Source organism: Ruegeria sp. HKCCA4633, assembly GCF_013034605.1.
Lineage (GTDB): Bacteria > Pseudomonadota > Alphaproteobacteria > Rhodobacterales > Rhodobacteraceae > Ruegeria.
This window is the reverse complement of sequence record NZ_WQGJ01000010.1, coordinates 79,062-93,410: the sequence shown is the minus strand read 5'-3', so window position 1 is coordinate 93,410 and position 14,349 is coordinate 79,062. Positions and strand designations below refer to the sequence as shown.

Here is a 14,349-nt window from a genome sequence, read left to right as displayed (position 1 = left end):
AACACCATGAAGGCACTGGAAAAATCCAAACCCGAAGAGGGCCTGTGGATGGTGCAGGCCCCGGTGCCCGAGATCGGGCCGGAAGAGGTGCTGATCAAAATCAACAAAACCGGCATCTGCGGGACCGATATTCATATCTGGAACTGGGATGAATGGGCCTCTGCCACTGTGCCGGTTCCGATGATCACCGGCCACGAATTCGCCGGTGAGATCGTCGAGATCGGGCGCAACGTGACGGGGCTTGAGATCGGTCAGCGGTGTTCCGGAGAGGGGCATCTGATCACCACCGACAGCCGCCAGAGCCGCGCGGGCAAGTTCCACCTCGACCCCGGCACTCGCGGGATCGGTGTGAATGAGCAAGGGGCCTTTGCGCAGTACCTGAAATTGCCGGCTTTTAATGTCGTGCCACTGCCCGACGATATACCGGATGAGATCGGAGCCATTCTCGACCCCCTCGGCAACGCTGTTCATACAGCGCTGAGCTTCGATCTGCTGGGCGAAGATGTTCTGATCACTGGCGCAGGCCCGATCGGAATCATGGCCGCCGCAGTTGCGCGCCATGCCAGTGCGCGGAATGTTGTGATTACCGATATCAATCCAGATCGCCTGAAGCTGGCTGAACATGTGGTGCCAACTGTCCGCACCGTCGACGTGTCCAAAGAAGACCTGCAAGACGTCATTACCGAATTGGGAATGAAAGAAGGCTTCGACGTCGGTCTTGAAATGTCCGGGTCTCAAGCCGCGCTTGACCAAATGGTCGAAGCTCTTGTGATGGGTGGAAAGATCGCCTTGCTGGGCATTCCGCCCGGGAAATCACCGGTCGATTGGTCGCGTATCGTGTTCAAGGCCATCACCATCAAGGGCGTGTATGGGCGCGAGATGTTCGAGACCTGGTACAAGATGATTGCCATGCTGCAAAACGGGCTGGATATTTCTCGCGTGATCACACACCAGATGAAAGTCGACGAGTTTACCGAGGGTTTTGCCGCGATGAAATCGGGTAGGTCAGGAAAGGTGGTCCTCGACTGGACCTGACACTCTGGCCCTGCGCCGATTCACCCCCTACACATGGGGGGACGCCGGCGCAGGGAGAAGCACATGAGCGATAAGGATGATCGATTTCTTGAACGCGGGATCGAAGACACTCTGGTCACCGATTTCGCGCAGACCCATCGCAAAAGCTATGGCGATTTCCTGCAGCTCAAGACACTGCTGAACCTGCAAAAGACCTTTCAGGACCCTGCGCAACCAGATGAGATGCTGTTCATCATCATCCATCAGGTCAGCGAGTTGTGGTTGAAACTGATGCACCACCAACTGGTGGAAGTACGTCATTTCCTGCAACAGGACGAGTTCGGCCCGGCGATGAAGAACCTCGACAGGGTCAAGGCGATCCAGCGACAGTTGATCGCGGCGTGGGAAACCCTGCTGACCATGACGCCCGCCGATTACATGACGTTTCGGCAGGCTCTGGGCAACTCTTCAGGGTTTCAAAGCTATGGGTACCGGCAGATCGAGTTCATACTGGGCAACAAGGACCCCGCGACCCTAAAAGTGCATCAGCATGACCCCGAAGTTATGGCGATGCTGAATCATGCGCTGACCAAACCATCTCTGTACGACGAGGTGTTGTTCATGCTGTCCCGCCAGGGCTTTGACGTACCAAAGGACCTGTTAGACCGCGACTTTGCACAGCCCTATTCCGGTGATCCGCGCGTGGTCAAAATCTGGCTGCAGGTGTTTCGGGATAGGTCGCAGTATTGGGATCTTTATGCACTGGCGGAAAAGCTGATGGACGTGGAATCCCTATTCCAGCGCTGGCGTTTCGATCACGTCACAGCGGTGGAAAGAGTGATCGGCAACCAACCCGGCACCGGCGGCTCCAGTGGCGTGTCGTTTTTGCGCAAGGCCTTGGATTTACGCTTTTTCCATGATCTCTACGACCTACGCACCGAATTGATGTATGCGGATCAGGAGTGAGCAATGCTGTACCGGGGGTTCACACAGGCCGAGTTGGATCAGGAGTATTCGCCCTCGTCAATGATCGGTGGAGACCTCACACCCTATCTGGACAGCTACGCCGCGCTCAGTGCACAGCATCGCGCGCAGATGGAGGTGATCGGGAACATCTCTTACGGTGATGGAACCGCTCAGGTTCTGGATTTCTTTCCCGCAAAAGGTGCTGGTGCTCCGCTGCATGTCTTTATTCATGGGGGCTATTGGCAAGCCCTCAGCCAGCGCGATTCGGCGATGATGGCACCTGCCCTGATCGAGGCTGAACAGTCGTTTGCGACGCTGAACTACACACTCGCCCCGAATGCACGGATCGGAGAGATGGTCGAAGAATGTCGCGACGCTTTGCTCTGGCTAGCAACCAACGCATCTGATCTGGGTTTTGACCCGTCGCGGATCACCTTGTCCGGGCACAGCGCCGGGGCTCAGTTGGTCAGCATGGTAATGGCAAGCTCAGCCAACAAACTGGCGCGCGCGGGGCTGCGTGTGCGCGACGTGATCCTGATCAGCGGAATTTATGATCTTGAACCGATCAGCCTGACGCCGATCAACGACCCCCTGCAATTGACCCCGGTTGAGGTGAACGACCTGTCCCCCACCCGCCACCTGCCCCGCCCCGGCCCGCGCTATCACGTGACCGTGGCCGAACGCGATACGCCCGAGTTCATCCGCCAGAGCCGGGACTATGCCGAACAGCTGCGCAAAGCCGGGCATTCCGTCAGTTTCGATCTGAAACGTGGGATGCACCATTTTGACATCATCATGCATCCGGGGACGTTTTTATCGGTGTCGCGTTAGTCAAGGACATCGGGCGCCCAAAAGATTTGTCCCCTTCGCCGAGAGCCAAATAATCAAACACGAACCGAGGTTTGTACCGGAACTGCAAATGCCAGCCCCAAGCGCAACCCGGCCATTGAAATTTCGTGCTGCCCCCGCGAGCAGCACGAATTGTTGTTCCGAAACGCAAATACTCGTGTCGCATTGCGATGGAAAAGCAGTCCATACGCCAATGGGATGAACTCATTTCGTAAACTCGTCCTACGCGGAATTGGCCCCAACGAACGTCACACGTGATCAGCTTTTTTGTCGCTAGAAAGCAATTTGAAGCGAGCGCGCGACCTTGCCGTAGCCACCCGCCATGAGGCCCGAGATTGCGCCATCCTCAACCTCCAATTCAACTTTAATTAGGCTCGGGCTTGCAGGGTTCATAAACACTCCTTGCTCGATCTGGAATGAACGCTGAGATGAATCGCCAAAATCGTGCAATACACATGCCAGCGGCCCCGCGGCCATCCCGGTCGCTGCTTCCTCTTCAATCGCGTATCTGGGCGCGAACATGCGAGTCGTGGCATCTCGACTTGTCGCTAAGGGATCGTTTGTGAAGACGTAGTAGCCGATCAAATCCAGCTGCTCACTGATTTGAGTGATTTTGGCATAATCTGGTTTGACATTGGCAAGAGCCCTGGCATTTGAAAGACCAACAACGATGAAGCTATTACCGGTATTGACCAGAAGCGGTGGGAACCTCCGATCAATTTGAGAATTGTCGATCCCGAGTGAGTTCAGAACATCATCGATTTTCACGCCCTTTTTGGCCCACTCTTCAACTCCTGAATAGCGTGGGGCCAATTGCTCCATGTAGGCGGCACCTTCTTTCATGAGGATGCGCCTCGGCCCATCAACCGTCTCCTTGGAAGTATCGGGGTTGGGGATCCGACCTAACGCATCAAGGTGCGAAAAGGCTGCGATTGTCGCGTGACCGCAATGAGCGATGCGTCGGTTCGGTGTGAAGAAATCCAGCTTGAAGCCTTCGGTCTCGGACCGAGAGACAAAGGCCGTTTCGGACAATCCAACCCTTGCTGCAATGTCCTGCATGTCTTGCTCACTCAATTCATCAGCGTCCAAAATGACACCTGCGGGATTTCCTCCGGTGCCACCGTCGACAAAGCCGTGTACGACTTCAACCGTTGCCTGTCTGGCTGTATTTGCCTGCGTGTTCATTGTTCGTCTCCATGCATAAGGCCGCACCCTTGAGCATGGTGCGGCCATTTCTACGTCAGTTGCTGGCGTTGGTGATACGATTCAGAAAGGCAGTCATCTGCGTGGCAATCTCGGGTCCATACTCTTCCAGCGCGAAGTGTCCAGTATCGAGCAGGTGAAACTCAAGATCCTTCAGATCACGTTGATAGGGAAAGGCACCTTCGGCAGGGAAGATGTGATCATTCTTGCCCCACATCAGCAGCGCCGGTGGCTGATGCTTGCGAAACAGCGCCTGCCATTTTGGGTATTCGGCAACGTTGGTGCCGTAATCCAGGAAAAGTTCAAGTTGTACCTCCTGATTGCCTTCGCGGTCGAGCAAGTATTGGACGTGCCAGAAATTGTCCGGGTTAATCAGTTCCGGTTTCTGGACACCGTGGGTGAATTGCCATTTGGTAGCATCCAGAGTGAGGAATCCACGAAGCTGATCGCCATTCTCTTGCGATGGCTCGGCCCAATAGGCTTTGATTGGGTCCCAGAATTCGCGCAGCCCTTCCTCATAGGCATTCCCGTTTTGAATGATGAAGCCCGTGACTCGTTCGGGCCGTTCCGCAAACATACGAAAACCAACCGGAGCGCCGTAATCCATCAGATAGACCGCGTAGTGATCTACGCCCTTTCGGTCGAGCAGCGACGTCATCATTTTCGATATATTCGCGAAGGAATACTCGAAGTCTTCGGCCATCGGCATATCCGATGCCCCGAATCCTGGAAAATCGGGCGCAATCACGTGGTAGCGCTTGGCCAGTTCAGGAATAAGGTTTCGGAACATGTGTGAAGAGGTCGGAAACCCATGAAGCAGCAGGACAGTGGGCCTGTTCGGATCTCCGGCCTCACGATAGGCGATATTGATGTCGCCGATTTGTTCCGTACGGAAACTGATGGCCTGAGTAGCTTCAACTTGGGTCTCTGCGGCGATTGCAGGGGCTGGTGCCAATGGCCCAACAATAGAAAGCGCAAGAATACTGGCGCTCAGGATGGATTTCAGATTGCGCGGCATGGGTATTTCCTTTCGTCATTCTAGGGCGCGCGTCTTAACGCGCGGGGTTTGACACCGGTCAGTTTTGCTAGCCGAGCGCCTCTTCGAGCCTTGCGTTTCGCGCTTTCAGCGCTGCCAGTTCAGTGCGAAACGGGGCCAGATAATCTTCAAATTCTTCAAGGGTCATGCGTTGGGGGATGTGCTGCGGGCAGTTCCAGTCCATCGCCTCAAGCTTGATCACAATCGCCCGCTCAGGATGAGCGCGATAGCCTGGCGCACTCAGGCGCCGCATCAGGGCCGGATCAGTCTCGGCATCAATGAGCATCGCCCGACCCCAGATCTTGAGACGTCTCTGATTGGGGTAATCCATTAGGATCAGCGAGATGCGGTCATTGATCAGCAGGTTGCCTGTACTGAGATACTGCCGGTTGCCCCGAAAATCGGCGTAGGCAAGTGTCCGTTCATCCAACACCTTCAAAAAACCAACTGGTCCACCGCGGAATTGTACGTAAGGCCAGCCGGTTTCCGAGACCGTAGCTTGATAGAAGCCGTCCCTTTGCGCGATGAAGCTGGCCTCAACCGGGCTGATCAGGTCCTCCTGACGGGCACCTGCCAGAAACTTCGCGTAACCGGTCGCTGACCCATTCTTGGCCTGCGTTTCGCGTACGGAGGGCGTGAAACTGATCTCTGCAAAGGGTCGTACCATCGTATTCTCCACCTTGATCTGGGCTATGCCCTGGGACTGAGGTGAAGTTAATCAGAGCTTCTGTGTTGCGGAATTAGGATAATTGGCAATATATTATTCCAAAATATGGAATAATATTTTGGACAGATTTCACGCGCTAAACGTCTTTGTCAAAGTGGCCGAGCTGAAAGGCTTTGCCGCTGCGGCCCGTCACCTCAGAATGTCGCCGCCAACAGTGACCCGAATGGTTTCCATGCTTGAGGAAAGCCTCGGGCTACGTCTTTTTGTGCGCACAACGCGCTCAGTTATGCTGACTGATAGTGGGCAAAGGTTTTTTGAGGATGCCAAACGTATTCTGGCTGATCTTGAAGAGGCCGAGCGCGCTGCAATCGGTTCCTATTCCGAACCCACCGGGGAATTAAGTGTCACTGCATCGGTCTTGTTTGGTCGTATGTTCATTACTCCGCTTTTGGGCGAATTTCTGGATCTGTACCCAAAGCTCTCGGCACGTACCCTCTATGTTGACCGCGTGGTCAATCTGATTGATGAGGGCCTCGACGTCGGCATCAGGATCGGCAACATGGCGGATTCAAGCCTCATGGCTGTCAAATGCGGCGCAGTGAGGCAGGTACTATTTGCGTCGCCGGCATATCTTGACCAACACGGCGAACCGGAAACACCCGAAGACTTATCCAATCGTGCCATAATCAACTCAACTGCGCTCAATCCATCGGCCCAATGGCATTTTCAAACGGGCAGAAAGACAACTGTCAAACGCGTGAGCCCGCGCATCAGCATGAATACAAATGATGCTGTGATCGAGTTGGCCTTGCGAGGCCATGGCATCGGGCGGCTTCTGTCTTATCAGGTGGCACCCTACATAGCAGATGGGCGACTCAAGACTGTTTTAAAGCCTTATGAACCGCCCGAGGTTCCCATCCATCTTGTGCATCAAGAGGGCCGAACCGTGTCTGCGAAAGTGCGCGCCTTTGTGGATTTTGCCGCCGAGTGCCTCAAGTCCAACCCCCTACTTGGCTAAACGGGATCCCGGTTTGAGAGCGCGACCAACTAAAAGGCGAACTCGTACTATTCAGCCGCTGCTGCACCCGAAGATGTCCATACATTTGGAACAAAGGCACCATCCAACGCAGTGTTGAGAGGAAATGTAGTTGCCGCGAATGCGTCAGGATGCTGCGTCAGAAAAGGTGCGGAATCCAAGATTGGTTTTGCCCACGCGGCAGATGTTGAAACCCAACAAGAACCAACAAAAAAGCGGCCCAAGGGGGCCGCTTTCTCTAATTTCGTTTTGAACCGGATCAATCCAGTGTCCGGGTGACCTCTTCGCGCTCGAAGATTTCGATAACGTCTCCTTGGCGAATATCGTCGTAGTTCTCGAACGCCATACCGCATTCCTGACCCGACTGAACCTCGGCCACTTCGTCCTTGAAGCGTTTGAGCGTCTTCAGCGTGCCCTCGTGGATCACCACGTTGTCGCGCAGCAGGCGGACACCTGCCGAACGACGGGCAACACCTTCGGTGACCAGACAGCCGGCAACTTTGCCGACGCCGGTGACCTTGAAGACTTCGCGGATCTCGGCATAGCCGATGAACTTCTCGCGGATCTCGGCGCTCAGCAGGCCGGATGCAGCTGCTTTCACGTCGTCCACAAGGTCATAGATCACCGAGTAATAGCGGATCTCAACACCCTTCTGGTTCGCGGTGTTCCGGGCCGATGCGTTGGCACGAACGTTGAAGCCCATGACTGGCGCGCCTGATGCTTCGGCCAGGCCGACGTCGGTCTCGGTGATCGCGCCCACGCCCGAATGCAGCACGCGCACGCGCACTTCGTCGTTGCCGATTTTTTCCATCGCCTGAACGATAGCTTCGGCAGACCCCTGCACGTCAGCTTTGACGAGGATCGGCAGCTCGGCCACGTTCTCGTCTTCTTTCGCCTTTTGCATCAGCTGTTCAAGGGTCGTTGCGGCACCAGCGGCGGCGCGTTTGTCCTTGGCAGCTTGTTCGCGATAAGCGGCGATTTCGCGGGCTTGTGCTTCGGTCTCGGTCACGTTCAAAACGTCACCGGCTTCGGGCGTGCCGTTCAAGCCCAGAACCTCGACAGGAACCGATGGGCCAGCTTCTTTGACGCGGTCACCCTTGTCGTTGATCAGCGCGCGGACCTTACCGTATTGCTCACCCACAACGAAGATGTCGCCCTGGCGCAACGTGCCGTTCTGAACCAGAACGGTGGCCACAGGACCACGACCAACATCCAGCTGCGCCTCGATCACAGCACCTTGGGCGGCGCGGTCGGGGTTGGCTTTCAGTTCCAGAATTTCGGCTTGCAGCGCAATGGCTTCCAGCAGCTCGTCCAGACCCTGACCGGTGATCGCGGACACTTCGACGTCCTGAACCTCACCCGACATTTTCTCGACGATCACTTCGTGTTGCAGCAGATCGGTGCGCACCTTGTCCGGGTTTGCGTCCGGCTTGTCGACCTTGTTGATCGCCACGATCATGGGCACTTCTGCCGCTTTGGCGTGGTTGATCGCCTCGATCGTCTGCGGCATCACTGCGTCGTCAGCCGCAACAACCAGAACCACGATATCCGTGACCTGAGCACCGCGCGAACGCATCGACGTAAACGCTGCGTGGCCCGGTGTATCCAGGAAGGTCAGCGTGGTGCCGCCCTCGGTTTTCACCTGATAGGCGCCGATATGCTGGGTAATGCCACCGGCCTCGCCCGCCACAACACGCGCATCGCGGATTGCATCCAACAGCGAGGTTTTACCGTGGTCAACGTGACCCATGATGGTGATGACCGGCGGGCGCGGCTTCAGATCTTCATCGCTGTCTTCGACCTCTTTGATGACGTCTTCAACATCCGAGTCAGAAACACGCGTGACCTTGTGGCCAAATTCTTCGATGATCAGTTCAGCCGTGTCAGCGTCGATGGTCTGGTTCTGTGTGACCATCATGCCCATCTGCATCAGCGATTTGACAACGTCAGCCACACGTTCGGCCATACGGTTGGCCAGTTCCGAGACCATGATGGCCTCGGGCAGCTGCACGTCACGGATCACCTTTTCCCGCTCAACCGTGCCGCCCATGGCTTTCTGACGCGCACGCTCTTGCTTGCGTTTCATCGCAGCCATCGAGCGTTGGCGGTTGCCTTCGCCACCAGTGGCCTGACCCAGTGTCAGCTTGCCAGAACGGCGATTATCTTCACGACCTTTGCCGCGACCGCGCTGCTCGCGTTCACGATCCTGTTTACGCGGAGTCGCAGCAGGCGCAGGTTTGCTGGTCGGAGCGCGTGCCGCTTTCGGCTCTTCCGGCGCGGGCGCTGCAGCAGCACGTTTGGCAGCTTCTTCCGCCTCTTTGCGCTTGCGCTCTTCTTCTTCCGCCTTCTGGCGTGCACGCTCTTCGGCTTCGCGCTGTTCGCGCTCCTTGGCTTCCTGTTCCGCACGGCGGCGGGCGCGCTCTTCTTCGCGCGCCTTTTCAGCGGCCTCACGGGCGGCGGCCTCTTCAGCCTCGCGCGCCTTGGCTGCTTGCAGCGCCTTCATGCGGCGCGCCATTTCCGCGTCGGATATACCCGCCGGGCGACGCGACGGATCACCCGAAGGTGCAGCACCGCCACTTGGCTTTGCCGCGCCCGGCTTGGGGACCACCACGCGCTTGCGTTTGGTTTCCACCACGACATTCTTGGTGCGTCCGTGGCTGAAACTCTGTTTCACATTTCCGGGGCGTGCCCCGCCACGAAGACCCAATGTCTTTTTGCCGTCATTATCGCTCATAAAGCTTCTTACCCTTCCGCGCGGCCCCTGCCGCCGTCATCCGTTTCGCGCAAGCCACGCAAGCGCTGCGCTTCCTCTACAACACGTTTGGCGAGTCCGCCAGAGGCCATGGCAGCATGAATCACCGTTTGGCGTCCAAATGCCTGCCCTAATTCGTCCGCAGTCAGCCAACCAATGTATTTTCCGAAGTGCGGCGTGCTGAGTTTGGACTTGCCGCGCCCCGATCCATCAATGGCCTGAAGCAGCACCTGCGCTTCTTCTCGGTCCAGCCACGTCTTGACCTTTTCATAACCGGCAACCGCGTCACCAGACTTGCGCGCCAGACTGAGCAACTCAACCACGCGGCGCGCGATCTGTTTTTCAACTTCGTCGCTCAGATCGCTCGGCACAGAAACCTGCGCCTTGAACCCGCGCGCAAACAGCTTTTTGCCAACGGCCTTGTCCAGTGCGGCGCGATCTGCCGCCACATAGACCCCACGCCCCGGCAGCTTTGCCGCAACATCGGGATAAACCTGACCGTCCGGTCCCGTCACAAAGCGGATCAGACCGTATTTCGGCTGAACCTCGCCCGTGGCAATGCACTTGCGTTCGGGTCCGTCAGACCGATCTTTATGGACGCCACCGCGACCCATACGCGCCACCCGAGGCCTGAGATCAGGCCTCGACCTCCTCGTCTTCTCCGTCGCCGTCGACATCCTCTTCCGCCTGCTCCAACTCGGCCGGATCAACCCAACCCAACAGGATGCGCGCGGTCATGACCATGTCCTGTGCCTCTTCCAGCGTCACGCCAAAAGGTTCAAGTACACCGTCATCCTTGATGCGTTCGCCATCAACCGTGGTCCAGCCACCGGCCAGTTCCCAGTCCGCGCAGGTTGCGAAATCTTCCAAAGTCTTCACATCGTCCTTGGCCAGCGCTTCTACCATCTGGGGTGTCAGGCCTTCGAATTCAATAAGGCTGTCCTCAGCGCCCAGCGCACGGGCTGCGTCCAGTGCTGCCTTGGCCTGCGCTTCCAGGAATTCACGTGCACGGGTTTGCAGTTCCTGTGCCGTGCCTTCATCAACGCCGTCAATGACCAGCAGTTCTTCGATTTCGACATAGGCAACCTCTTCGAGGTTAGTAAAGCCTTCGGACACCAGCAACTGAGCGAAGAACTCGTCCAGATCCAGCGTTTCCATGAACAATTGGGTGCGGGCTTCGAATTCTTTCTGACGACGCGCCGATTCCTCGGCTTCTGTCATGATGTCGATGTCCAGATTCGTCAGCTGGCTGGCTAGACGTACGTTTTGACCACGGCGGCCGATGGCCAGCGAAAGCTGTTCCTCGGGGACCACAACTTCGATCTTGCCGGCTTCTTCGTCCAGAACCACCTTGGAGACCTCGGCGGGCTGCAGCGCGTTCACCAGGAAGGTCGGTTGATCTTCGTTCCACGGAATGATGTCGATCTTTTCGCCCTGCAATTCGTTCACAACCGCCTGTACGCGGCTGCCGCGCATACCGACGCAAGCACCGACGGGGTCAATCGAACCGTCATACGAAATCACGGCGATCTTCGCGCGCGAGCCGGGGTCACGGGCCACGGCCTTGACCTCGATGATGCCGTCATAGATTTCCGGCACTTCCATCTTGAACAGTTCCGCCATGAATTCTGGCGCGGTGCGCGACAGGAAGATCTGGTGGCCACGAACCTCACGACGCACTTCCTTGATATACGCACGAACGCGGTCATTTGGGCGATAGCTTTCGCGACCGATCTTGTCATTGCGGCGCAGAACAGCCTCGGCACCGCCCAGATCGACGATGACATTGCCGAATTCCTCGCGCTTGACTGCACCGTTGATGATGGTGCCCGCACGATCCTTGAACTCTTCGTACTGACGATCACGTTCCGCTTCGCGGACTTTTTGCAGGATCACCTGTTTCGCGGACTGCGCTGCGATACGGCCCATTTCCACGGGGGGCACTTCTTCGACGAAGACGTCACCAACCTCGGGCGCTTCCATGTACTGGCGCGCCTGTTCGACAGTCATTTCCGCCTGATAGTTCTCAAGCTCTTCATCCTCGACCACGGTGCGCACACGAGTAAAGGTCGCCTTGCCGGTCTTACGGTCGATGGACACGCGAATGTCCATTTCCGCGCCGTAACGGCTCTTGGCGGCACGGGCGAGCGATTCCTCCATCGCTTCGACAACCAGACCGGGGTCGATCATCTTTTCGCGGGCCACGGCCTCGGCGGTCTGCAGCAGCTCCAGCTGGTTGGCTGAGGTGATTGCCATCAGTTCGTCTCCTCTTCGGACCCTTCGGTCTCAATCTCGTCGAAAGCGTTTTCGTTCAGGGCGCCGGCGTCCTTGCGCTGGCGCAGCATTTCCTTGATCAGATCATCGGTCAGGACCAGCTTGGCGTCGCTCAACCAGTCGAATTGCAGACCGATGGTGATCGTCTCATCTCCCTCGGGGATGTTGATCAGAACCTCATCCCCTTCGATCCCGGCCAATTCACCTTTGAAGCGGCGGCGACCGTCAATCAGCTCGGCCGTTTCGATCTTGGCCTCATAGCCTTCAAACGTCTCAAAATCCTTGAGGCGCGTGAGAGGGCGGTCGATACCGGGACTGGACACTTCCAGCGTATAGGCATCAAGGATCGGGTCTTCGACATCCAGCGTGGCGCTGACCGCGTTCGAAATCTCGGCACAGTCGTCCACTTCGATGCCGCCGTCGGGCTTGTCCGCCATGATCTGCAGCGTGGTCTGCTTACCGCTCATCAGGCGGATACGCACGAGTTCGTACCCCAGATCCTCGATCACGGGGGCGATGATCTCGGCCAGTCGCCGGTCAATGGCAGCTTTGGCTATCAAGTCGTTTGTCATCAGGTGCTCTACCCTTTAATCGGGCACAAAAAAACGGGCGCGCGGCCCGTCGAATTTTCCGGTGGAGCCTTGAACCAGAAGTCCAACGCGCCGCTGTTGAAACTGCATATACGCAGGATGGTCCGAGTCTGCAACCCCCGGCGGGATTCGCAGCCGAATTTACGCCATCCACCACCGTTCTGCGATACGGCCGTCGTCTAAAACCGAAGGTCCTGCAATATGGCGCGGCATTCCGACAGCACCAGCTACAGCAAGGGCCATGTCCGCTTCGGACGGGTGAAACCGAAGACCGCGGACACCCTGCATTTCCGCCTTATCCGGCAGAGCCGCCACATCGACATAACCATCGCGCAGCGCTTCGGCCCGAACCCCCGCGTCCGGAATTACGATAACCTCGATGGCATCGACCCATCCGGCCTGACCATCCTTGTAATGCCCCACCACACGGCGACCGAGGAAATGTCGCCCGTCTTCGGCCCGTTCGACGCGGTAACAGCCAGTGCCGTTGGCGGCATGTAATGGCGACACAGTTTGACCCGATCGTTTGACGACAAACCGGCTGTCTGCCAACATAAAGGGCAGACCCGGATTGGCCTGAGCCAGTTCCAAGTGCACGCGATTGGGGGCCATGGCTTCGGCGCGACCAACTTCCGCCAGAACGGCCAGAACGTCCGTAATTTCCAACGGTGTACCATCGTGGAAAACCGCATCATCACGCAGATCAAAGGTCCAGACCCGTGCGTCGGCGTCGGTCTGCCACCCTGTTGCAAGCTCACCCCGCAGCGTTCCGTCGGGCGCGATCTCGGTCAAAGAGTCGAAAACAGCCCCGCGTGCAACTTGTTCAAGGCTGTCGTCGCGCGGTACGGCCAGACGCAACGTGCCGCCTTTCTTCGGCGTGTCCGCCAAGGACGCACCGGTCGCCGCCAAAAGCGCGGCAGCGGCACCTGACGCAAACAAGGCACGGCGGTCAATCCGGGTCATGCCACACCCTCCGCCACGCGATCCATGATGCGCACAAGCTCGGCGCTGATGCCGGGTTCAGACAACGCATGGCCCGCCTGCCGCACCATCTTCAACTCGGCATTGGGCCAGCGTTCAGCCAGATTCCATGCGGCCTGAGGCGGGCAGATCATGTCGTACCGCCCCTGAACGATATGTCCGGGAATATCGGCGATCCGATCCATCTGATCCAGAATCTGCCCATCCCTCTCCAGAAACGCCTTGTTGATGAAATAGTGATTCTCGAGCCGCGCAAAGGTGCGGGCGTATTCACCCGGACTTTCGCCCACCGATCCGTTGGTATGGATCGAGGCCAGCGCATTTTCCCAATGCGACCAGGCGCGTGCATACAGGATCTCGGTCGCGCGATCGCCCGAGAACAGGCGCTTATTATAAGCAGCAATTGTATCGTCCAGCTCACCCTCGGGCAGCAGAGCGGTGAATTTTTGCCAGTGCTCGGGCCAGAACCGTCCGGCCCCACCGCCGTAGAACCAGTCCAACTCGGCCTGCGTGGCCAGAAACACACCGCGCAGCACCAGACGGCTGACCCGATCAGAATGCGTCTGCGCATAGATCAGAGCCAGCGTCGCCCCCCAGCTGCCGCCAAAAACGATCCACTCATCAATTTCGAACAGTTCGCGCAGCCGTTCGATATCAGCGACAAGATGCCACGTCGTGTTGTTTTCGACCGATGCTGTGGGCCGCGACCGACCACATCCGCGTTGATCAAACAGAATCACCCTGTACGCACGCGGATCAAAATAGCGCCGCATAGCAGGGCTGCAGCCGCCCCCTGGGCCTCCGTGAAGGATAACAACCGGTATCCCATCGGGATTGCCGCATTGTTCCACATAGATACGGTGCCCATCGCCCATATCGACCATGCGCTGATCGAACGGGTCGATCGGCGGGTACAGATATTGAACTGCGCGCTTTTGGTCCGGGTACTTGTCCATTATGGCCCTATATAGTCCTTAAGCG

Annotated in this window: 13 protein-coding genes; 4 read left to right on the top strand and 9 right to left on the bottom strand. The window is 57.4% G+C overall.

What is annotated here, in order from left to right:
• The first annotated feature begins 6 nt into the window (after nt 1-6).
• The 3 genes from tdh (at nt 7) to GOV85_RS19170 (ending at nt 2,811) form a co-directional block, all read left to right on the top strand.
• Nucleotides 7-1,035, top strand: a complete 1,029-nt coding sequence (gene tdh, locus GOV85_RS19180; RefSeq protein ID WP_171181246.1) for an L-threonine 3-dehydrogenase — start codon at nt 7-9, stop codon at nt 1,033-1,035.
• A 63-nt stretch (nt 1,036-1,098) separates the two neighbouring features.
• A complete protein-coding gene (locus GOV85_RS19175; protein ID WP_171181187.1) occupies nt 1,099-1,980 on the top strand; it encodes a tryptophan 2,3-dioxygenase in 882 nt (293 codons plus the stop codon).
• 3 nt (nt 1,981-1,983) lie between these two features.
• Nucleotides 1,984-2,811, top strand: a complete 828-nt coding sequence (locus GOV85_RS19170; RefSeq protein WP_171181185.1) for an alpha/beta hydrolase — start codon at nt 1,984-1,986, stop codon at nt 2,809-2,811.
• Nucleotides 2,812-3,102: 291 nt separating this feature from the next.
• Here GOV85_RS19170 and GOV85_RS19165 read toward each other — a convergent pair whose 3' ends face one another.
• The 3 genes from GOV85_RS19165 to GOV85_RS19155 form a co-directional block, all read right to left on the bottom strand.
• Complete coding sequence (locus tag GOV85_RS19165) at nt 3,103-4,014, bottom strand: PhzF family phenazine biosynthesis protein (RefSeq protein ID WP_171181183.1); 912 nt, start codon at nt 4,012-4,014, stop codon at nt 3,103-3,105.
• 55 nt (nt 4,015-4,069) lie between these two features.
• A complete protein-coding gene (locus GOV85_RS19160) occupies nt 4,070-5,050 on the bottom strand; it encodes an alpha/beta fold hydrolase (protein ID WP_171181181.1) in 981 nt (326 codons plus the stop codon).
• Between the two features lie 67 nt (nt 5,051-5,117).
• Nucleotides 5,118-5,735 carry a pyridoxamine 5'-phosphate oxidase family protein gene (locus tag GOV85_RS19155; RefSeq protein ID WP_171181179.1) on the bottom strand — a complete coding sequence of 206 codons (618 nt, stop codon included), beginning with the start codon at nt 5,733-5,735 and terminating at the stop codon, nt 5,118-5,120.
• A 118-nt stretch (nt 5,736-5,853) separates the two neighbouring features.
• On the opposite strand from GOV85_RS19155, the gene GOV85_RS19150 reads away from it, so the two are divergent.
• Complete coding sequence (locus tag GOV85_RS19150) at nt 5,854-6,753, top strand: LysR substrate-binding domain-containing protein (protein WP_171181175.1); 900 nt, start codon at nt 5,854-5,856, stop codon at nt 6,751-6,753.
• A gap of 277 nt (nt 6,754-7,030) precedes the next feature.
• Here GOV85_RS19150 and infB read toward each other — a convergent pair whose 3' ends face one another.
• The 6 genes from infB to pip form a co-directional block, all read right to left on the bottom strand.
• Entirely contained in the window at nt 7,031-9,505 is a 2,475-nt protein-coding gene (gene infB, locus GOV85_RS19145; RefSeq protein WP_171181173.1) for a translation initiation factor IF-2, read from the bottom strand.
• 8 nt (nt 9,506-9,513) lie between these two features.
• Nucleotides 9,514-10,137 carry an RNA-binding protein gene (locus GOV85_RS19140; RefSeq protein WP_171181171.1) on the bottom strand — a complete coding sequence of 208 codons (624 nt, stop codon included), beginning with the start codon at nt 10,135-10,137 and terminating at the stop codon, nt 9,514-9,516.
• Between the two features lie 22 nt (nt 10,138-10,159).
• Entirely contained in the window at nt 10,160-11,779 is a 1,620-nt protein-coding gene (nusA, locus tag GOV85_RS19135) for a transcription termination factor NusA (protein ID WP_171181168.1), read from the bottom strand.
• A complete protein-coding gene (gene rimP / locus GOV85_RS19130) occupies nt 11,779-12,369 on the bottom strand; it encodes a ribosome maturation factor RimP (protein WP_171181146.1) in 591 nt (196 codons plus the stop codon). The genes nusA and rimP overlap by 1 nt, the downstream gene beginning before the upstream one ends.
• Before the next feature lie 159 nt (nt 12,370-12,528).
• Nucleotides 12,529-13,350, bottom strand: a complete 822-nt coding sequence (locus tag GOV85_RS19125) for an ABC transporter substrate-binding protein (protein ID WP_171181142.1) — start codon at nt 13,348-13,350, stop codon at nt 12,529-12,531.
• Nucleotides 13,347-14,324, bottom strand: coding sequence for a prolyl aminopeptidase (gene pip / locus GOV85_RS19120; RefSeq protein ID WP_171181140.1), 978 nt, complete (start codon nt 14,322-14,324; stop codon nt 13,347-13,349). The genes GOV85_RS19125 and pip overlap by 4 nt, the downstream gene beginning before the upstream one ends.
• Between the last annotated feature and the right edge of the window lie 25 nt (nt 14,325-14,349).

Coding starts and splice junctions, on each gene's coding strand:
- GOV85_RS19160 (WP_171181181.1), bottom strand. CDS start 5,050: ATGCCGCGCAATCTGAAATCCATCCTGAGCGCCAGTATTCTTGCGCTT.
- rimP (WP_171181146.1), bottom strand. CDS start 12,369: ATGACAAACGACTTGATAGCCAAAGCTGCCATTGACCGGCGACTGGCC.
- infB (WP_171181173.1), bottom strand. CDS start 9,505: ATGAGCGATAATGACGGCAAAAAGACATTGGGTCTTCGTGGCGGGGCA.
- pip (WP_171181140.1), bottom strand. CDS start 14,324: ATGGACAAGTACCCGGACCAAAAGCGCGCAGTTCAATATCTGTACCCG.
- GOV85_RS19155 (WP_171181179.1), bottom strand. CDS start 5,735: ATGGTACGACCCTTTGCAGAGATCAGTTTCACGCCCTCCGTACGCGAA.
- tdh (WP_171181246.1), top strand. CDS start 7: ATGAAGGCACTGGAAAAATCCAAACCCGAAGAGGGCCTGTGGATGGTG.
- GOV85_RS19125 (WP_171181142.1), bottom strand. CDS start 13,350: ATGACCCGGATTGACCGCCGTGCCTTGTTTGCGTCAGGTGCCGCTGCC.
- nusA (WP_171181168.1), bottom strand. CDS start 11,779: ATGGCAATCACCTCAGCCAACCAGCTGGAGCTGCTGCAGACCGCCGAG.
- GOV85_RS19175 (WP_171181187.1), top strand. CDS start 1,099: ATGAGCGATAAGGATGATCGATTTCTTGAACGCGGGATCGAAGACACT.
- GOV85_RS19165 (WP_171181183.1), bottom strand. CDS start 4,014: ATGAACACGCAGGCAAATACAGCCAGACAGGCAACGGTTGAAGTCGTA.
- GOV85_RS19140 (WP_171181171.1), bottom strand. CDS start 10,137: ATGGGTCGCGGTGGCGTCCATAAAGATCGGTCTGACGGACCCGAACGC.
- GOV85_RS19170 (WP_171181185.1), top strand. CDS start 1,984: ATGCTGTACCGGGGGTTCACACAGGCCGAGTTGGATCAGGAGTATTCG.